Source organism: Streptomyces sp. NPDC012474, from assembly GCF_042955185.1.
Taxonomy (GTDB): domain Bacteria; phylum Actinomycetota; class Actinomycetes; order Streptomycetales; family Streptomycetaceae; genus Streptomyces; species Streptomyces cahuitamycinicus.
Map to the genome: position 1 here is coordinate 1 of NZ_JBIBEP010000038.1, position 18,673 is coordinate 18,673.

Genomic DNA, 18,673 nt, shown 5'->3' on the forward strand with positions numbered 1-18,673 from the left:
GCGTGCCCCGGGTGCTGGGGCGCCGGCGCCGTCCGGCCGAGCATCGCCTTGACGAGGCGCTCGGCCGGTCACGGGGTGGTCTCACGACGAAGATTCATCTGGCGAGTGATGGAAGCTGCCGTCCATTGGCTGTGCTGATCACTCCCGGACAGTGGGGTGACGCGCCACAGTTGATCAACGTTATGGATCGTGTTCGAGTCCCTCGCCCAGCTGGCGGTCACCCGCGAACGCGACCGGACCACGTGTGTGGCGATAAGGCGTACAGCTCTCGCCGAAACCGCCGCTACCTGCGTCGACGCCAGATCAAGCACACCATCCCTGAGCCGAAGAATCAGAAGGTCAACCGCCAACGGCGCGGTAGCCACGGTGGGCGGCCGACCGGCTTCGACAGCACTACCTACAAAAGGAGGAACGAAGTCGAGCGTTGCTTCAACGTGCTCAAGGGCTCCAGAGCCGTGGCGACTCGCTACGACAAGAGGGCCTACGTCTTCCACGGCACGGTCACTCTTGCGGCGATTCGATTGTGGCTCCGCTACTGATGTCATCCACCGCAGCGGATGCCCCGGTGGTTGCCTCAGTCGTCGGCGGCGACGATGAGCGTGATCCGCCCAGCCGAGCGGTCGATGAGCACGAACTCGTGGAAGTAGTCGTGCACGCGTCCCCAGTCATGAATCGCCTCATCACCGAGCTCGCTGAGGTGGTAGATGCCATCGGCTGCGGCCAGGCGGGCGAACACCTCCCTCTGCAGATCTGCCTCCAGCTCGGTGGGCACGCCCCAGAGCGGATCCACCCACTCCCGCAAAATCTGCACGGCCCTCTCCTGGCTGATGGACTCGTACAGGCCGGGAGTGATCAACCGCAGCCAATACGGACCGTGCCGGGGCCCGTCCGGCAGCACTCCACCACCTGCATAGTCGTCCCGGAACTGCTCATGCCCAATCAGTGCGGCAAGCAGCCCTCTATCGGCCACTGACTCCGCAGAGAAGCGGAACTGCTTGATGTCAACCCACCGAAACCCGTGCTCCTTCGGATCCGGGACGTAGCGTCGAAAGTTGATGAAGGCGCTTTCCTCGTGAGCGAGCCCGTTGTCCATGGCGCCAGCCTAGAAGGCAGGCAAGAGGACCCTGCCGACTCACCGGACAGGCCCTAGGCGGCGGGCCCGGATGAGAGCCGGTTGGCGCCCGGGGCGCCCACGACGCCGGTCGCCGTAGAGACCGGTCGCACCCATGGCCGCCGACGCCGCCGACGCCGCCGGTCGCGGCGAAGACCGCGGCGCGCGACCACACCGTGGCGCGGAACCACACCGCCGCGCGGAATCACACCGAGCGCAACCACACCGTGGCGCGGAACCACACCGCCGCGCGCAACCACCACCGCGGCGCGCAACCACCACCGCGGCGCGGAATCACACCGAGCGCAACCACACCGTGGCGCGGGCCCACACCGTGGCGGAGGCCACCACGGCCACACCGACCGACTGCCGACCCCGCCAAGCCCGCGGGAGCGACCCGAACGCCCCACCCGCCCGCCGGTGACGCGGCCCGACGGCCGGACCGCGAAGGCGCCGCGAAGGCAAGGCACCCACCCGGGGCGCTCACGGCGCGGCTCCCCGCGCATGGCGCCGCTCCGCCGATCAGGGCCAAACCGGGATGGCCTACGCGGAAACGAGGTCCTCGCGCCGCTGCTCCCCTCCCGCGGGCACCAGCCCGCCAGCCGAGCCGCGCCACCGTCGCCGAGGCCGGGGCCGAGGCGACAGCGAGATGCCCACGGGCGCCGGCCCGCCGGTCCGGGCCGCGGTCGCGGTGGCCGGAGCGTGGCCCGGGGGCGCTGGGCGGTGTCTGTCCGGGGTCACGAAGCGGCCGCGGGCAGGACCACCTCGAAGCGGCAGCCCCCGGGGATGTTGCGTACGTCGGCCCGGCCCTGGTGGGCCTCCACGATGCCGCGCACGATGGCGAGGCCGAGGCCCGCCCCCGCCGGGGGCGTGCGGGCGTGTGTGCCGCGCCAGCCGGTGTCGAAGACGCGCGGCAGGTCCTCCTCGGGGATGCCGCCGCAGCCGTCCGTCACCGACAGGACGACACCCTCGGGGGAACGCTCGGCGGCGATCGCGACCGTGCCGTCGGCCGGGGTCCGGCGGATCGCGTTGACCAGCAGGTTGCCCAGCACCCGGCTCATCTCCTTGCCGTCCACCTCCACCGGCACCGGCTCGACACGGCCGCCCACCAGCCGCACCCCGTGCGCACGGGCGAGGGGGTCGACGCCGGCGAGGGCGTCGCCGACCAGGTCGTACAGGGAGATCCGGGTGGGGGTCAGGGCCAGGGCCCCGGCGTGGATGCGGGAGAGCTCGAAGAGGTCGCCGACCATGTCGTTGAGGCGTTCGACCTCGGTCCGCATCTGCCGGAGGTAGCGGGAGGGGTCGGCGGCGACGCCGTCCTCCAGGGCTTCCGACATGGCGCGCAGACCGGCCAGCGGGGTCCGCAGGTCGTGCGAGATCCAGGCGACGAGTTCCCGGCGGGAGGCCTCCAGGGCGCGTTCCCGCTCCCGGGACTCGGCGAGTCTGGCGCTGGTGGCCGCCAGCTCGCGGCTCACCGCGGCGAGTTCGGCGGTGGCGGGCCCGTCGGGCGCGGCGAAGTCCCCGCCGTCGCCGAAGGAGCGTGCCGCCACGGCGAGTTCACGGCTGCTGGCGACGACCCAGCGGCCCAGCAGCAGGGCCGTGGCCAGGGAGACGACGGCCGCCATGGCGACGACGGTCGTGACGACGGTCAGGTCGTGGGCCGACAGGAACATCGCCCAGGCGACGGCGAGCGTGCCGGCGAGCATCGCGACGACGCCGACCGCCGCCACCACCGCGAGCGAGACGGTCAGCGAGCGGCGGCGGATCAGGCGCAGTACACCCGCCCCGGTCAGCCCCGTCGCGGCGGCACCGGCAAAGGCGTACAGGGCGATCAGGAGGTTGTCGCTCACGGCCGGTCGTCCCCCTCACCGGGTTCGAAGCGGTAGCCCACGCCCCAGACGGTCTGGATCAGCCGAGGCCGGGCCGGGTCGTCCTCGACCTTGCCGCGCAGGCGGCGGACATGGACCGTGACGGTCGACAGGTCACCGAAGTCCCACCCCCACACCTCACGCATCAGGTCCTCGCGGCCGAAGGCCCGCCCCGGGTGCCGCAGGAAGAAGGAGAGAAGGTCGAACTCGCGGAGGGTGAGGGCGAGTTCGGTGCCGTTCTTGGTGGCCCGGCGGGCCGTCGGCTCGACGGTCAGACCGGCCGCTCCCAGCCGGCCCCCCGTGGCCGCGGGGCGGCTGCGCCGCAGCACCGACTCGACGCGCAGGACGAGTTCGCGAGGGCTGAAGGGCTTGGTGACGTAGTCGTCGGCGCCGACCTCCAGGCCCAGGATGCGGTCGTCCTCGTCACCGCGGGCGGTGAGCATGATGACGGGCACGGGGCCCTGGCCGCGGATCCGCCGGCACACCTCCAGACCGTCCATACCGGGCAGCATCAGGTCGAGCACGACCAGGTCCGGCCGGCGCGCGGCGGCGCTGGTGAGGGCGGTCGGGCCGTCGTCGGCCCGGTCGACGGCGTAACCGGCGCGGGCCAGATATCCGGCGACGACCTCTGCGACGGTCGGATCGTCGTCGACGACGAGGATCCTGGGGGCCCCGCCCGCGGTCCCGGGGGGCTCGTACGGCTGCTGCTGCATGCCCCCAGCCTGGCACCAAAGCGGCCGCCGGTGGGGTCCGGGCACCGCCCTGGCCTCCCGACGTCCGCGTTTCGTAAGGAGCGACTGCCCGGAATGCCCGATTCGCGTTCGTAGGGTGAAGCCGTGACGATGACACCTCCGGACGTCGACGTGGTGCTGCCCTGCCTGAACGAGGCCGAGGCCCTTCCCTGGGTGCTCGAACGGATTCCGCCGGGCTGGCGCGCGCTCGTCGTCGACAACGGTTCCATGGACGGCTCGGCCGACATCGCCCGCGCGTGGGGCGCGACCGTGGTGCACGAGCCGCGTCGGGGCTTCGGCGCGGCCTGCCACGCCGGACTGACGGCCGCCACCGCCGACGTGGTGTGCTTCTGCGACTGCGACGCCTCCCTCGACCCGGGACTCCTGGCCCCCTTCGTGCGCGAAGTGCGCGACGGCGGTGCCGACCTGGTGCTCGGACGGCGGCGCCCGCAGGGGCGGGGCGCGTGGCCGCCGCACGCCCGGGCCGGCAATCTGGCACTCGCCCGGATGCTGCGTCGCCGCACCGGGCTGCGCCTGCACGACCTCGGCCCCCTGCGCGCCGCCCGCAGGGAGGCGCTGCTCGCCCTCGGCCTGAGCGACCGGCGCAGCGGCTATCCGCTCCAGATGGTCGTCCGCGCGGCCGACGCGGGGTGGCGGATCGCCGAGCACGACGTGCCGTACCTGCCGCGTGCCGGGGCCTCGAAGGTGACGGGTACGTGGCGCGGTACCTGGCAGGCCGTGCGGGACATGAGCCGTGTGCTGGCCGAAACCCCCGCGCACGAGGGGGGAAACGTCCGTTGACCACACTCCTCGTCATCGCCAAGGAGCCGCGACCGGGCCGGGTGAAGACGCGGCTCACGCCGCCGTTCACGCCCGAGGAGGCAGCCGAACTCGCCGAAGCGTCCCTCGCGGACACGCTGCACGCCGTGGCCGCGGCGCCCGCTTCCCGGCGCGTCCTGGTGCTCGACGGTGCCCCCGGCCCCTGGCTGCCGCCGGGTTTCGACGTCGTGACGCAGTGCGCGGGCGGTCTCGACGAACGGCTGGCGGAGGCCTTCGCGGGCTGCGTCGGCCCCGCCCTGCTCATCGGCATGGACACCCCGCAGGTGACCCCGGAGCTGCTCACCGTGGACTTCGCCGGCTGCGACGCCTGGTTCGGCCCGGCACAGGACGGCGGCTTCTGGGCCCTCGGTCTGGCGTGTCCGGACCCCGCTCTGCTGCGGGGCGTGCCCATGTCGACGCCGGTGACGGGTGCCGTGCAGCGGGAGCGGCTGGTCGCCGCGGGACTGCGGGTGTGCGACCTGCCGCCGCTGCGCGACGTCGACACCGCGGCCGACGCCCACGCCGTCGCGGCACTCGCCCCACGGGGGCGCTTCGCGGCCCGGCTGGCCCGCTGTTCGGCGTCCGGGGTGCCGGTCGCCGATCAGGTCTCGCGTCCGGCCGGTCCCCGATGAGCGCCCCACCCGCCACCGCCCTGGCCTGGGCCGCCGCCGACCCCTACGACGCCGCCCTGCGCGCCGGCCGCGGCCCCCTGTTCCTGCGGCGTACGGACGGCTGGCTGCTTCCGCTGGAGGTGGAGCGCTGGTGCGCCCGCGCCGACGCGGTCGACCGGGACGTGCTGGACCGGTGTGAGGGGGCCGTGCTGGACGTGGGCTGCGGGCCGGGGCGGCTCGTGGCCGAACTGGCCGCCCGGGGCCGGGTCACCCTCGGCATCGATGTGAGCGAGGCCGCGGTGGAGCACACGGTGCGGCTCGGCGGCCAGGCGCTGCGGCGGTCGGTGTTCGAGCCGCTGCCCGGCGAGGGCCGCTGGGACACCGTGTTGCTCATGGACGGCAACATCGGCATCGGGGGTGACCCGCGCGTCCTGCTGGAGCGGATGGCCGGGCTCCTGCGCCCCGGCGGTCTGCTGATCGCCGAGACCGCCCCCGCGGACGTCGACGAACGCGTGCGGGTCCGCATCACCGACACCCGGGCCACCGCCGGCGACCCCTTCCCCTGGGCACGGCTCGGCACCCGCGCGCTGCTCGGACACGCGCGGGACTGGAAGCGGGCCGGTCAGTGGACGGCCGGCGGACGGCACTTCGCCGCCCTGCGCAGCCGCAGCAGCCGGACCACCAGCAGCAGCGCCGAGCCGGCGAAGAGGGCCGCGGTGATCAGCAGCCAGCGCGCGAGGAACACATCCGCGGGCAGGCCGGTGGCGGACCGGTAACGGTCCGCCACCATGCCGCTGATCAGGGGGAACCACACGAGGAGCAGCAGGCCGGAGAGGGCCGCCGGTACACGCGCGTACAGGACCCACTCCCGGCGGCGGACCGCGCCCAGGCCCCGTACCAGGGCCCGGTCCGCCACCGCGTAGAGCGGCAGCAGCACGAGGTCGTGCAGCAGCGCCGCGCCCACGACCCACAGCGCGACGCCGAACCAGTCGTCGGCGAGCAGCCGTACCCCCGCGTAGGCGGCGAGGGCGAACGAGCAGGCGAGCAGGAGAAGGTGGAAGGGGCTGCCGACAGGGAGCCGGGGTGCGCGCATCACAGGTCTCCGAACGTCATCCGGGCCACCCACTTGGTGTTCAGCACACCGGGCGCCGCGGGCACGATGATCCGCGCCGGGTAGCCGTGGTCGGGGGACAGCTCCTCGCCGTTGACGTACAGGGCGAGCAGGGAGCGCGGGTCGGCCACCTGGTTGGCGCGCAGGGCGGCCTTCCGGAAGGCGCCGCGCCGCTGGAGGGACTCGACGAACACGTCCGGCGGGTCGTCCTCGTACCCGGCGAGGGCCGCCAGGTCGCGCAGGCGCACTCCGCGCCACCACTGGTCCGGCGTCGACCAGCCCTCCACGCAGGCGATGGGCAACGCCGCGCTGTGCAGCGGGAGCCCGGCCAGCTCCGCACGGCTGAGCCGGAGGGTGCCCGCGGGCCCCGTGACGACGAGCCGCCACGCGTCCCCGGCCGTTTCCGCCCTGTCGATACCGGCGTACGCGGCGGTCTTGTTGATCTGGAAGCCGTTGGGGCCGCTGCCGGGTTCGGTGCCGCCGTGCGGGGCGAGGAGGGCGGTGCGCCGCAGCGGGCCACCGAAGTTCTGCCCGACGGTCGTGGCGAACAGCAGCAGGGAACCGCCCCCGACGAACCACAGGGCGCCCCGCCGGGAGACCGTCGGCTCGGCGGGACGCGGGGACACCAGGTCGTCCCTCTCCTCCCGCAGCCGCCGCAGATTGCGCAGTGCCGTGGGCGTCTTCAGCAGCGCGTGGGCCACGAACGCGGCGAAGAACACCCAGGCGCCGTAGAAGTGCAGGGGGTAGAACGAGCCCGGGAAGACGTAGTCGAGCTGGACGTTGAGGACACCGGTCACGAACTCGAACAGCCCGCCGCCGACCAGCAGGAGCAGCGAGATCCGCTCCAGGGCGTGCGCGAGCGAGCGGGCCGGGGGCAGGGCGAACAGCCTCGGCACGACGGACCACAGCTTGGCGAGCAGGACGGGGATCAGGGTGATGCCGAGGGTGACGTGGACGCCCTGGTTCAGCCGGTACAGCCAGTGCGGGTTCGTCGGCCAGGCGAAGAGGTAGAGGCCGAGGATCCCCTTGTCCGGGGTCTTGTCGTTGACCGGCGACAGGTCCGGGTTGTAGGCGGCGTACGAGAGGAGGCCCGTCACGAACAGCACGGTGATGCCGACGAGCAGCACCAGGCCCAGTACCGAGGTGAGCCGGGGGCCGCGCAGGGGGCTGCGCCAGAAGCCGGGGGACGTGGGGAGCCGTGGAGCGCGTGGTTCGTCTCGCATGAGCCGACGGTAGGCCGCGAGCACCCCGCGGGAGGGTGCGCGACCCATGACGAAACGCTGACGTCGGGCGCGGTCGGGGGTCCGCGACCGGCCGCGCGGCCTAGCGTGCCGGTGTGATCCGCACCCCGCCCTCCGCCCCGCCGTCCCGAGGCCTGCGCCGCGACCTGTACGCCGCCGGGGCCGCCGTGCTGCTCGTGACCGTGTCCGTGTCGGTCGGCCGCCACATCGAGGACACCCGCCGGACGCTGTTCGTCGACTGGCCACCGTTGCTGGCGTCCTGGGGGCCGCATCTGGGCCCCGGCACCCCGGCGGCCGTCCTGGTGGCGATCGCCACCGTCGCCCAGGGCCCCGCGCTGGCGGCCCGCCTGCCCTGGCGTGCCCTGCTCCCGGCCGCCTGGGGTGCGGCCATGGCGTGGATCTTCTCCCTGGCGCTGATCGACGGCTGGGAGCGGGGCATCGCACGCAAGCTCACCACCCGCCACGAGTACCTCCAGGTCGTCGACCGCTTCCATGACATCCCGGCGGCGCTGCGGGGCTTCACCGGGCACATCCTGCTGGACTCCCCCGACAACTGGCCCGCCCACGTCGCCGGGCACCCGCCCGCCGCCACTCTCACCTTCGTACTGCTCGCCCGGACCGGGCTGCGGGGCGGGGGATGGGCGGGGGTGTGGTGCATCGCCGTCGGGGCGACCGCCTGCGTGGCCGTGCTGATCACGATCCGCGCGCTCGCCGACGAGACGCTCGCCCGCCGGGCGGCCCCCTTCCTGGTCCTGGCCCCGGCGGCCGTGTGGATGGGCACCTCGGCAGACGCGTACTTCGCAGCGGTGGCGGCCTGGTCGGTGGCACTCCTGGCGCTCGCGGTCACCCGGGCGTCCCTGGGGTGGGCGGGCGCGTCCGGGCTGCTCTTCGGCCTGACCTGCTACCTGTCGTACGGCCTCACGCTCGTCGCGCTGATCGCCGCGGCGGTCCTGGTGCTCGGCCGCCGCGGAATCCGGCGGCGCCCGGCCCTGCCGGGCGCGTGGCTCGCCGGAGCGGCCGTGGTTCCCGCGGTGTTCACGCTCCTGGGTTTCAGCTGGTGGGAGGCCTACCAGCTGCTGGTCACGCGCTACGGCCAAGGCGCGGGCGGCATCCGCCCCTACGGCTACTGGGTGTGGGCCAACCTGGCCTGCACGGTGCTCGTCACGGGACTGGCGACGGCGGCGGGACTGCGGCGGACAGCGGCCGCGGTGGTCCGGCGTCGTACCGGGCCACGAGCCGGTGTCCGCCTCGCGTTCCTGGTCTGCGCCGCGCTCCTCGCCGTGCTGGTCGCCGACCTGTCCGGCATGAGCAAGGCGGAGACGGAACGCATCTGGCTCCCCTTCGCGCTGTGGCTGCTCCCGGCATGCGCGTTCCTCACCCGCCCCCGTGCCTGGCTCACCGCCCAGGCGCTGCTCGCGTTGCTCCTCAACCATCTGCTGCGCACCGGGTGGTGACCGCTTCCGGACGTCAGGCGGCCGGTTCGCCGCCGATCATCGCAACGCACCGACGTCGGGGGCGACGTCCGGCGCCTTGCTCAGGTAGGCGGTGATCTGCTTGCCGATGCCGATGCCGATGCCGATGCCGAGGGACGCGACGGCGACTTGCGTGCTGACCGTGTGCACCACGTGCATGCCGTGGCCGCCGAAGCGCTGCCCGTCGCGCTTGCGGACCACCGGCTGCTCGGCGGAGGTGTCCCACACGGTGATGGCCAGTCCGTCGTCGGAGAGCCGCAGGAACATCCCGCAGGGGCCGGGAGCGTGCCGGATCGCGTTGGTGACCAGTTCACTGACGACCAGTTCGGCGTCGATCGCCAGCAGGGCCGGCACGGGCGTGCGGCCGGTACACGGTGCGTGCGCCAGGAGCGCCCGCAGCGCCCGGCGCGCCTCGACAGCGCAAGCCGCGCCGTCGGCCCAGACCGCGCCGTAGCGCAGGGGGGCGTGCTCGTCCGTGCCCGGCTCATCTGCCGCCTGCTTCATAAGCGGGATGACCATATGGGGTTCTTTCATTGTTGTTCGTGTTGCTCAATGGCCTTTCGGCGTTCGTTTACCCCGGTGCGGACCGTGCATTACTGCCGGTGACCCGCTGATGTGGTGTGCTTTGCGCCGCCCCGTCGCGGCCGCGGTCCCCCGCCGGCGTCGACGCCGGGCCCCCGAGGGGCGTCCCCCTCAGCCGGACACCGGCGCGAGGAGGTCCGCGCACCAGGTGAAGCTCGCCGTCCCCACTTCGTGAGCGACGACGAATCCCGTGGCGCAGGCGGCGATCGAGGAGACGGCGGTGGGCAGGTGGTAGGGCGCGGCCGGCTCCTGCCGGGTCACGAGGACCCAGATCACGACACACCGGTCCTCGCCGCCGCCCACGGCGACGACGCGGCCCCCCGGCAGCCGCGCGGTGGCCAGTGCGGTCACCCGGCGCCGCAGACCGGTGAGCGGTTCGGCCACCCCCGGACGGTCGAGGTCCCACACGCGGACCTCTCCCCCGTCCCCGCCGGACAGGGCAACCGTCCGTTCCCCGGGCAGCTCCGCGGTGGCGACCGCGTCGATCCGTCCACCGGAGCGGGTCAGTGCCGCCACCTCACGGCCGGTCGACACGTCCCACACCAGCAGGGCGCCCCGGCGGTCGCCGCTGATCGCGAGGCCGGGGGTGCGACCGCCGTCGGTCAGGGCCGTCGCCAGCACCCAGCCGCGGTGCCCGGTGAAGGTGCGCAGCGGCGCCCCCGTCGCCAGGTCCCACACCGTCGCGACGGCCATGTCCCCACCGGCGACCAGGACCTGCCGGCCGTCCGCGGCGCGGCCCACCGCCACCGCCCTGATCCGCCCCGTGCGGTTGGGGAACGCGCGGACCAGGCTGCCGCGCGTCAGCTCCCACATCCGCAGGGAACCGTCCCGGCCGCCCGCCACGACGACCGGCCCGACGTCCGGCAGTCCGGCCGTCGCCAGCGCCCGCACCAGCAGCCGTCGCCCCGAGTCCTCCAGCGCGTGCCGGTGCTCGCCCGTCACCAGGTCCCGCACCTCCGCCCCCGGCGACGCACAGGACCGGCCCCTCCTCCGGTACGGCGACGGCCACGGCCTCCATCGCCTCCTCGTGGCCGGTCCCGTGGGCGTCGGGGCGGGCGTCCGTGACGTCCCAGACGACGGCGTGCCCGTCGGCGCCGCCGCTCACCGCCACGAGACGGCCGTCGATCAGCGCGACGTCGACGCCGTGCACCCCACCGGGGTGCACGGCGAAGACGTGGGCCGGCCGGCCGGTGCCGAGCTCCCACACCGCGACTCGTCCGTCGGCGCAGCCCGTCACGAGCCACCCGCGCTTGCCGTCCCCGCCCAGCGCGAGGCAGGTGATCACCCCGTGGCCCGCGGAGGCCGGCTCGTGCAGCCGCCGGCCCTCGGCGAGGTCCCACGCCAGGACGCGCCCCGCACGGTCGCCGCTCACGGCGACGTGCCGGCCGCCGGCGGTACCGGTGGCCACCCGGGTCACCCGGTCCTCGTGCCCCGTCAGCGTGTCCCGGCCGCCGGCTCTGCTGCTCTAGTGCCTGACCAGCTCTGATTCAAGAGCGGCAGGTGGAGATCAGGATCACATTCTCGGCGAGGGAAACGTCACAGCCGTGCCCACTGCTGCTCCTTCGTGTCCGTGACCTAGCATCCGAGCATGACGGTCCTGCCTGACGACGGGCTTGAGCTGGCCGGCGAATTCCCTGACGTGCCCCACGAGCAGTGGCAGCGCCTTGTGGCGGGTGTCCTGCGCAAGTCGGGCAAGGACGTAGAGGGCGCCGAGGCCGAGGAAGCCCTGTCCACCACCCTGGAGGACGGGTTGCGCACCCGCCCTCTCTACACCGCCCGTGACTCCGCGCCGGAGCCGGGCCTGCCCGGGTTCGCGCCCTTTGTGCGCGGCGGCCGGGCCGAGGGGAACACCCTCGGCGGCTGGGACGTACGGCAGCGGCACACGGTGGCCGACGGCGGCCCGGTGCTGACGGATCTCGAGAACGGCGTCACCTCCCTCTGGCTGGGCGTGGGCGGCTCCGGCATCCCGGTGCGGGAGCTCGGCCGGGTGCTCGGCGGAGTCCATCTCGACCTCGCCCCGGTCGTCCTCGACGCCGGGTCCGACGTCGAGCCCGCCGCGCGGGAGTTGCTGCGGCTGTACGAGGAGCGCGGTGTCGCCCCGGAGCAGGCGCGCGGCAACCTGGGCGCGGACCCGCTGGGCCAGGAGGCCCGCAGCGGGCAGCGGAGCGATCTCGCGGCGGCGGCCGGACTCGCGCGGCTGTGCGCCGAAGGGTATCCGGGGCTGCGGGCGCTGACCGTGGACGCGCTGCCCTACCACGAGGCCGGGGGTTCGGCCGCCCAGGAGCTGGGCTGCTCGCTGGCCACCGCGGTGGCGTACCTGCGTGAGCTGACGGGTGCCGGGCTGGGCGTCGAGCAGGCCTGTGCGCAGCTGGAGTTCCGGTACGCGGCGACCGCCGACCAGTTCCTGACGATCGCCAAGCTGCGGGCCGCGCGCCGGCTGTGGGCCCGGGTGGCCGAGGTCTGCGGGGCACCGCGCGCGGGGGCGCAGCTCCAGCACGTGGTGACGTCGCCGGTGATGATGACGCGCCGCGACCCGTGGGTGAACATGCTGCGCTCGACGATCGCCACGCTGGCCGCCGGCGCCGGCGGGGCCGACGCCGTCACCGTGCTGCCCTTCGACCACGCCCTCGGCCTGCCGGACGCGTTCGCGCGCCGGATCGCCCGCAACACCTCCTCGATCCTCATCGAGGAGTCGCACCTGGCCCGGGTGATCGACCCGGCGGGCGGCTCCTGGTACGTGGAGCGGCTCACGGACGAACTCGCCCACGCGGGCTGGGAGTTCTTCCAGCGCATCGAGCGGCTCGGCGGCCAGGCGGCGGCCCTGCGTTCGGGGGACCTCGCGCGGGACCTGGCCGAGACCTGGCAGGCACGCACCGGCCGTCTGGCCAAGCGGCGCGAACCCATCACCGGTGTCAGCGAGTTCCCGTTCCTCGCGGAGAAGCCGGTCGTCCGCGAGAGCGCGTCCGAGCAGCCGTCCGGCGGGTTGCCGCGGGTGCGCCGGGACGAGGCGTACGAGGCGCTGCGTGCCCGCTCCGACGCCCATCTCGCCGCGACCGGCTCCCGGCCCCGGATCTTCCTGGCCGCGCTCGGCCCGGCCGCCGCCCACACCGCGCGGCTCACCTTCGCCTCGAACCTGTTCCAGGCGGGTGGCATCGAGCCGGTCGCGGAGGGCTCCTTCGAGGAGAGCGGTGCGAGCGAGGCCGTGCTGTGCTCCAGCGACGCGCTGTACGAGGAGCAGGCGGAGGCGGTGGCCGGGCAGCTGAAGGCCGCCGGTGCCGCGCACGTCTTCCTCGCGGGGCGGCCCGGGGAGCACCCCGGTGTCGACGGTTACGTCTTCGCGGGCTGTGACGCCGTCGCCGTGCTGTCCGCCACCCTCGACCGCATGGGAGTGTCCTGATGGGAATCCCCGACTTCTCCGGGATCGAACTGGGGATGCCGGCCCCCGACGGCGGCCCCGACGAGTGGCGTACGGCGGTCAAGAACGCCGCCGGCGGTGACGACCTGCTCTGGGAGACCCCGGAGGGCATCGCGGTCAAGCCGCTGTACACCGGCCGTGACCTGGAGGGCCTGGACTTCCTGGACACGCGCCCGGGCGCGGCGCCGTATCTGCGCGGCCCGTACCCGACGATGTACGTCAACCAGCCCTGGACGATCCGCCAGTACGCCGGCTTCTCGACGGCGGAGGAGTCCAACGCCTTCTACCGGCGCAACCTCGCGGCCGGGCAGAAGGGCCTGTCGGTCGCCTTCGACCTGCCCACGCACCGGGGTTACGACAGCGACCACCCGCGGGTGACCGGTGACGTCGGCATGGCGGGCGTGGCCATCGACTCGATCTACGACATGCGGCAGCTGTTCGACGGCATTCCGCTGGACAAGATGACCGTGTCGATGACGATGAACGGTGCCGTGCTTCCGGTGCTGGCGCTGTACATCGTCGCCGCCGAGGAACAGGGCGTACCGCCCGAGAAGCTGGCCGGGACCATCCAGAACGACATCCTCAAGGAGTTCATGGTCCGCAACACCTACATCTATCCGCCGAAGCCGTCGATGCGGATCATCTCCGACATCTTCGCCTTCACCTCGCAGCGGATGCCGCGCTACAACTCGATCTCCATCTCCGGATACCACATCCAGGAGGCGGGAGCGACGGCCGATCTGGAGCTGGCGTACACGCTGGCGGACGGCGTGGAGTACATCCGGGCGGGCCGTGAGGCGGGCCTGGACGTGGACGCGTTCGCGCCCCGGCTGTCGTTCTTCTGGGCGATCGGCATGAACTTCTTCATGGAGGTCGCCAAGCTGCGGGCGGCGCGCCTGCTGTGGGCGAAGCTGGTGCGGCAGTTCGACCCGCAGAACGCCAAGTCGCTGTCCCTGCGCACCCATTCGCAGACCTCGGGCTGGTCGCTGACCGCGCAGGACGTGTTCAACAACGTGACCCGCACCTGTGTCGAGGCCATGGCGGCGACCCAGGGACACACCCAGTCGCTGCACACCAACGCCCTCGACGAGGCGCTCGCCCTGCCCACCGACTTCTCGGCGCGCATCGCCCGCAACACCCAGCTGCTCCTCCAGCAGGAGTCCGGCACGACCCGCGTGATCGACCCGTGGGGCGGCAGCGCGTACGTGGAGAAACTGACGTACGACCTGGCCCGGCGGGCCTGGCAGCACATCGAGGAGGTCGAGGCCGCGGGCGGCATGGCCAAGGCCATCGACGCGGGCATCCCGAAGCTGCGCATCGAGGAGGCCGCGGCCCGCACCCAGGCCCGGATCGACTCGGGCCGCCAGCCGGTCATCGGCGTCAACAAGTACCGCGTCGAGACCGACGAACAGATCGACGTCCTCAAGGTCGACAACTCCTCCGTGCGGGCGCAGCAGATCGAGAAGCTGCGGCGGCTGCGCGCGGAGCGGGACGAGCGGGCCTGCCAGGACGCGCTGGACGCGCTGACCCGGGCCGCCGGCGGCGAGGGCAACCTGCTGGAGCTGGCGGTGCACGCGGCCCGTGCGAAGGCCACCGTCGGGGAGATCTCGGACGCGCTGGAGAAGGTGTACGGGCGGCACGCGAGCCAGATCCGTACCATCACCGGCGTGTACCGCAACGAAGCCGGGGAGTCGCCGTCCGTGGACCGCACCCGCACCCTCGTGTCCGACTTCGAGGACGCCGAGGGCCGCCGCCCGCGCATCCTGGTGGCCAAGATGGGCCAGGACGGGCATGACCGCGGCCAGAAGGTGATCGCCACCGCCTTCGCCGACCTCGGCTTCGACGTGGACGTCGGCCCGCTGTTCCAGACGCCCGCCGAGGTGGCACGGCAGGCCGTCGAGGCGGACGTGCACATCGTCGGCGTCTCGTCGCTGGCGGCCGGTCACCTCACCCTCGTCCCGGCGCTGCGCGAGGCGCTGGCCGAGGAGGGGCGCGAGGACATCATGGTCGTGGTCGGCGGCGTGATCCCACCGCAGGACGTGCCGACGTTGCTCGAGATGGGCGCGGCGGCCGTCTTCCCGCCCGGGACGGTGATCCCGGACGCGGCGTACGACCTGGTGAAGCGGCTGTCGGACGGCCTCGGGCACGACCTGTGATCGATGTCGACGCGTATGTGAAGGGCGTGCTCGACGGGAAGCGGGCGATCATCGCCCGAGCCATCACACTCGTCGAGTCGACCCGGGCGCAACACCGCGCCCTGGCCCAGGAGTTGCTGACCGCGCTGCTGCCGCACAGCGGCCGGGCCCGGCGGATCGGCGTCAGCGGGGTGCCCGGCGTCGGCAAGTCGACGTTCATCGACGCCTTCGGCACGCTGCTGACCTCGCTCGGGCACCGGGTCGCGGTCCTGGCCGTCGATCCGTCCTCCAGCCGCACGGGCGGTTCGATCCTGGGTGACAAGACCCGGATGGAGCGCCTGGCCGTGGACCCGGCGGCGTTCGTGCGCCCCTCCCCCACGGCGGGCACGCTGGGCGGGGTCGCGAAGGCCACCCGCGAGTCGATCGTGGTGATGGAGGCGGCCGGCTACGACGTGATCCTGGTGGAGACGGTCGGCGTGGGCCAGTCCGAGACCGCGGTCGCGAACATGGTCGACTCGTTCCTGCTGCTCACCCTCGCCCGCACGGGCGACCAGCTCCAGGGCATCAAGAAGGGCGTCCTGGAACTGGCCGACGTGATCGCCGTCAACAAGGCGGACGGGCCGCACGAGCGCGACGCCCGGGCGGCCGCGCGGGAACTGGCGGGCGCGCTGCGGCTGATGCACGGCAAGGACGCGTTCTGGACGCCGCCGGTGCTGCACTGCAGCGCCCGCGAGTCGACCGGCCTGGACACGGTCTGGGAGCGCCTGGAACAGCACCGCACCCTGCTGGACTCCACGGGCCGTCTCGCCGCCAAGCGCCGCGACCAGCAGGTCGACTGGACCTGGAGCATGGTCCGCGACGAACTCCTCGGCCGGCTACGGGCCGACCCGGCGGTCCGGGCTCTGGCGCCCGTGCTGGAGCAGCGGGTCCGGGAGGGTGAGCTGACCCCGACGCTGGCCGCCGAGCGGATCCTGGGCGCGCTGGGCGGCGGCTCAGAGGCGGCGCCCTCCTGAACCGGAAGCAACCGGAGTGGCGAATTCGCCTACCCGGCTTGCATGACTATGCAAAGTGATACATACTCTTTCTATGTCCAAGGTCCTCACCTCCCTGCCCGCCGGCGAACGCGTCGGCATCGCCTTCTCGGGCGGTCTCGACACCTCCGTCGCGGTCGCGTGGATGCGCGACAAGGGCGCCGTCCCGTGCACCTACACCGCCGACATCGGCCAGTACGACGAGCCCGACATCGCCTCGGTGCCCGGCCGCGCCAAGGCCTACGGGGCCGAGATCGCGCGCCTGGTCGACTGCCGTGCCGCGCTGGTCGAGGAGGGCCTGGCCGCGCTGACCTGCGGAGCGTTCCACATCCGCTCGGGCGGGCGGGCGTACTTCAACACCACCCCGCTGGGCCGGGCCGTCACCGGCACGCTCCTGGTGCGGGCGATGCTGGAGGACGACGTCCAGATCTGGGGCGACGGGTCGACCTTCAAGGGCAACGACATCGAGCGGTTCTACCGCTACGGCCTGCTCGCCAACCCGCACCTCAGGATCTACAAGCCCTGGCTGGACGCCGCCTTCGTGACGGAGCTCGGCGGCCGCAAGGAAATGTCGGAGTGGCTGCTCGCCCACGGCCTGCCCTACCGGGACAGCACGGAGAAGGCGTACTCCACGGACGCCAACATCTGGGGCGCCACCCACGAGGCCAAGACCCTGGAGCACCTGGACACCGGCGTCGAGACCGTCGAGCCGATCATGGGCGTGAAGTTCTGGGACCCGTCGGTCGAGATCGCCGCGGAGGACGTGACGATCGGCTTCGCCGAGGGCCGCCCGGTGTCGATCAACGGCAAGGAGTTCCCCTCCGCCGTCGACCTGGTCATGGAGGCCAACGCCATCGGCGGCCGGCACGGCCTGGGCATGTCCGACCAGATCGAGAACCGGATCATCGAGGCCAAGAGCCGCGGCATCTACGAGGCGCCGGGCATGGCCCTGCTGCACGCCGCCTACGAGCGGCTGGTCAACGCCATCCACAACGAGGACACCCTCGCCCAGTACCACGCCGAGGGCCGGCGCCTCGGGCGGCTGATGTACGAGGGCCGCTGGCTGGACCCGCAGGCGCTGATGATCCGCGAGTCGCTCCAGCGCTGGGTCGGCGCCGCCGTCACCGGCGAGGTGACGCTGCGGCTGCGGCGCGGCGAGGACTACTCGCTCCTCGACACCACGGGCCCGGCGTTCAGCTACCACCCGGACAAGCTGTCGATGGAGCGCACCGAGGACTCCGCGTTCGGTCCGGTGGACCGCATCGGCCAGCTCACCATGCGCAACCTCGACATCGCCGACTCGCGCGCCAAGCTGGAGCAGTACGCGGGCATGGGCCTGATCGGCACCGGCAGCCCCACCATCGGCGCCTCCCAGGCCGCCGCGACCGGGCTGATCGGCACCATGCCGGAGCTGCCGCAGGGCGGCGCCCAGGTCATCGCCTCCCGGGGCGAGGTCTCGGAGGAGGACGCGTGGCTGGACCGTGCGGCGATGGAGTCCGGCACGGACTGACGCGCAGCACCACCGGGAGGCCGGCCCGACACGCGTCGGGCCGGCCTCCCGGCGTTCGGCCGCTCTAGCCCCGTGGGGCAGTCGTGCCTTCGGCGGACACCTCTTGCGGCAGGCACGCCTCGACCCCCAGCTCCTGCCCCATGGTGAAGGCGTCGACCCGCTCGGAGGCGCTTCCGTGGTCGCCTTCCTTCGTCCAGGGGGTCTTGTCGGCGTCGCGGACCAGGGCCGTATGTATCTCGTCGACGTCCCCTGACTCGAAGACGACCGTTCCGTCCTGCGCGGCACCCTCCAGTTCCGCGCCGGCCAGGCAGTCCGCCTGCAATTCACTGTCTCTCGTCTGGAGTTCCGCGTCGAGACGGTTCTGTATCGCGTGACCCCACTCGTGCGCGACGACCAGGTACACGAACGCGTCTCCGTACCGGTAGCCGAATCGCATGAGGTCGGTGTCCCAGGCGACGTAGTCCTCGGCCGTGCTGCAGTAGTGGGCGTTGTCATCGGCCAGCGATTCCCCGTCGCAGGTAGGGGCGTTCGCGGAAGCGCCGTCGTACTCGCCCAGGACAGTGGGCGGGACGTACGTCTCCGTGAAGAACTCGGACCAGTGGGCGTCCCAGTACGCGTCGACGCCCCGCACCGCCGTTTCGATGTCCTGGGTCATCTCGTCGTTCGGCGCGGCGAAGGCGTAACCACCCGAAACGGTCAGTAGGAAAGTGGCCAGTACCGCGCACACTCGCGTCCGATGCCGATGTGCCATGGCTGACTCCGCAACATGACGATGTCGCAACGCGGCTGCGTCAGTTCGCGCTTGCCGGTCGCTGCCGTGGTGCCGCTACCCCTCAGTCAACTCCGATACCTCGCCGACCGCATCCCCACGCCCCGTGCCCCGCCGGCCCGTACCGGCGGGGGCGCCGTGCTCAGCGCGACGTGCCGGCCATCTCCGGAACCGGTGCGTCCAGGGCGTCGAGGCCGCGCAGGATGTCCTCGACGCGCTGCTTGGCGTCGCCGAAGAGCATCTGGGTGTTGTCGCGGAAGAACAGCG

Annotated in this window: 16 protein-coding genes and 1 pseudogene; 9 read left to right on the forward strand and 8 right to left on the reverse strand. The window is 73.0% G+C overall.

Annotated features, from left to right (window positions below; genetic code table 11):
* Positions 1-539: IS5 family transposase (locus ACFY9S_RS39835; RefSeq protein WP_391138910.1), on the forward strand; the 539-nt coding region annotated here is incomplete at its 5' end.
* 35 nt (positions 540-574) lie between these two features.
* Here the strand turns inward: ACFY9S_RS39835 and ACFY9S_RS39840 are convergent.
* The 3 genes from ACFY9S_RS39840 to ACFY9S_RS39850 form a co-directional block, all read right to left on the reverse strand.
* On the reverse strand, positions 575-1,093 hold the full coding sequence (locus ACFY9S_RS39840) for a hypothetical protein (protein WP_391138912.1): 519 nt from the start codon (positions 1,091-1,093) through the stop codon (positions 575-577).
* Between the two features lie 755 nt (positions 1,094-1,848).
* Entirely contained in the window at positions 1,849-2,961 is a 1,113-nt protein-coding gene (locus tag ACFY9S_RS39845; protein WP_391138913.1) for an ATP-binding protein, read from the reverse strand.
* Positions 2,958-3,692, reverse strand: a complete 735-nt coding sequence (locus ACFY9S_RS39850) for a response regulator (RefSeq protein ID WP_391138915.1) — start codon at positions 3,690-3,692, stop codon at positions 2,958-2,960. Before ACFY9S_RS39850 ends, ACFY9S_RS39845 begins: the two co-directional genes overlap by 4 nt.
* 129 nt (positions 3,693-3,821) lie before the next feature.
* On the opposite strand from ACFY9S_RS39850, the gene ACFY9S_RS39855 reads away from it, so the two are divergent.
* From ACFY9S_RS39855 to ACFY9S_RS39865, 3 genes are read left to right on the forward strand one after another with little or no spacing between them, the layout of a single operon-like run.
* Positions 3,822-4,511 (forward strand): glycosyltransferase, encoded by a 690-nt coding sequence (locus tag ACFY9S_RS39855; protein ID WP_391138934.1) that lies wholly within the window; start codon positions 3,822-3,824, stop codon positions 4,509-4,511.
* Positions 4,508-5,161: a DUF2064 domain-containing protein gene (locus ACFY9S_RS39860; RefSeq protein ID WP_391138916.1), complete on the forward strand. Its 654-nt coding sequence runs from the start codon at positions 4,508-4,510 to the stop codon at positions 5,159-5,161. The genes ACFY9S_RS39855 and ACFY9S_RS39860 overlap by 4 nt, the downstream gene beginning before the upstream one ends.
* Complete coding sequence (locus tag ACFY9S_RS39865; protein WP_391138918.1) at positions 5,158-5,916, forward strand: methyltransferase domain-containing protein; 759 nt, start codon at positions 5,158-5,160, stop codon at positions 5,914-5,916. Before ACFY9S_RS39860 ends, ACFY9S_RS39865 begins: the two co-directional genes overlap by 4 nt.
* Positions 5,917-6,232: 316 nt before the next feature.
* Here ACFY9S_RS39865 and ACFY9S_RS39870 read toward each other — a convergent pair whose 3' ends face one another.
* Positions 6,233-7,474: a molybdopterin-dependent oxidoreductase gene (locus ACFY9S_RS39870; protein WP_391138920.1), complete on the reverse strand. Its 1,242-nt coding sequence runs from the start codon at positions 7,472-7,474 to the stop codon at positions 6,233-6,235.
* A gap of 113 nt (positions 7,475-7,587) precedes the next feature.
* Here ACFY9S_RS39870 and ACFY9S_RS39875 point away from each other — a divergent pair, with 113 nt between their 5' ends.
* Positions 7,588-8,946, forward strand: coding sequence for a hypothetical protein (locus ACFY9S_RS39875; protein ID WP_391138921.1), 1,359 nt, complete (start codon positions 7,588-7,590; stop codon positions 8,944-8,946).
* A gap of 36 nt (positions 8,947-8,982) precedes the next feature.
* Here ACFY9S_RS39875 and ACFY9S_RS39880 read toward each other — a convergent pair whose 3' ends face one another.
* From ACFY9S_RS39880 to ACFY9S_RS39890, 3 genes and pseudogenes are all read right to left on the reverse strand, one after another.
* Positions 8,983-9,483, reverse strand: coding sequence for an ATP-binding protein (locus ACFY9S_RS39880; RefSeq protein ID WP_391138923.1), 501 nt, complete (start codon positions 9,481-9,483; stop codon positions 8,983-8,985).
* A gap of 174 nt (positions 9,484-9,657) precedes the next feature.
* Positions 9,658-10,488: a WD40 repeat domain-containing protein gene (locus ACFY9S_RS39885; protein WP_391138936.1), complete on the reverse strand. Its 831-nt coding sequence runs from the start codon at positions 10,486-10,488 to the stop codon at positions 9,658-9,660.
* A gap of 178 nt (positions 10,489-10,666) precedes the next feature.
* A pseudogene (locus ACFY9S_RS39890) lies at positions 10,667-10,963 on the reverse strand (hypothetical protein); the annotation flags it as partial.
* A gap of 171 nt (positions 10,964-11,134) precedes the next feature.
* Between ACFY9S_RS39890 and ACFY9S_RS39895 the strand changes: the two are divergent.
* The 4 genes from ACFY9S_RS39895 (at position 11,135) to argG (ending at position 17,637) form a co-directional block, all read left to right on the forward strand.
* On the forward strand, positions 11,135-12,943 hold the full coding sequence (locus ACFY9S_RS39895; protein ID WP_391138925.1) for a methylmalonyl-CoA mutase family protein: 1,809 nt from the start codon (positions 11,135-11,137) through the stop codon (positions 12,941-12,943).
* The gene (gene scpA / locus ACFY9S_RS39900; RefSeq protein WP_391138927.1) at positions 12,943-15,117 is read left to right on the forward strand and encodes a methylmalonyl-CoA mutase; all 2,175 of its coding nucleotides are present in this window, start codon (positions 12,943-12,945) and stop codon (positions 15,115-15,117) included. Before ACFY9S_RS39895 ends, scpA begins: the two co-directional genes overlap by 1 nt.
* A complete protein-coding gene (gene meaB / locus ACFY9S_RS39905; RefSeq protein WP_391138929.1) occupies positions 15,114-16,109 on the forward strand; it encodes a methylmalonyl Co-A mutase-associated GTPase MeaB in 996 nt (331 codons plus the stop codon). Before scpA ends, meaB begins: the two co-directional genes overlap by 4 nt.
* 73 nt (positions 16,110-16,182) lie before the next feature.
* Complete coding sequence (gene argG, locus ACFY9S_RS39910; RefSeq protein WP_391138931.1) at positions 16,183-17,637, forward strand: argininosuccinate synthase; 1,455 nt, start codon at positions 16,183-16,185, stop codon at positions 17,635-17,637.
* 64 nt (positions 17,638-17,701) lie between these two features.
* On the opposite strand, the gene ACFY9S_RS39915 is transcribed toward argG, so the two are convergent.
* Positions 17,702-18,388: a hypothetical protein gene (locus ACFY9S_RS39915; protein ID WP_391138932.1), complete on the reverse strand. Its 687-nt coding sequence runs from the start codon at positions 18,386-18,388 to the stop codon at positions 17,702-17,704.
* Positions 18,389-18,673: the final 285 nt, after the last annotated feature.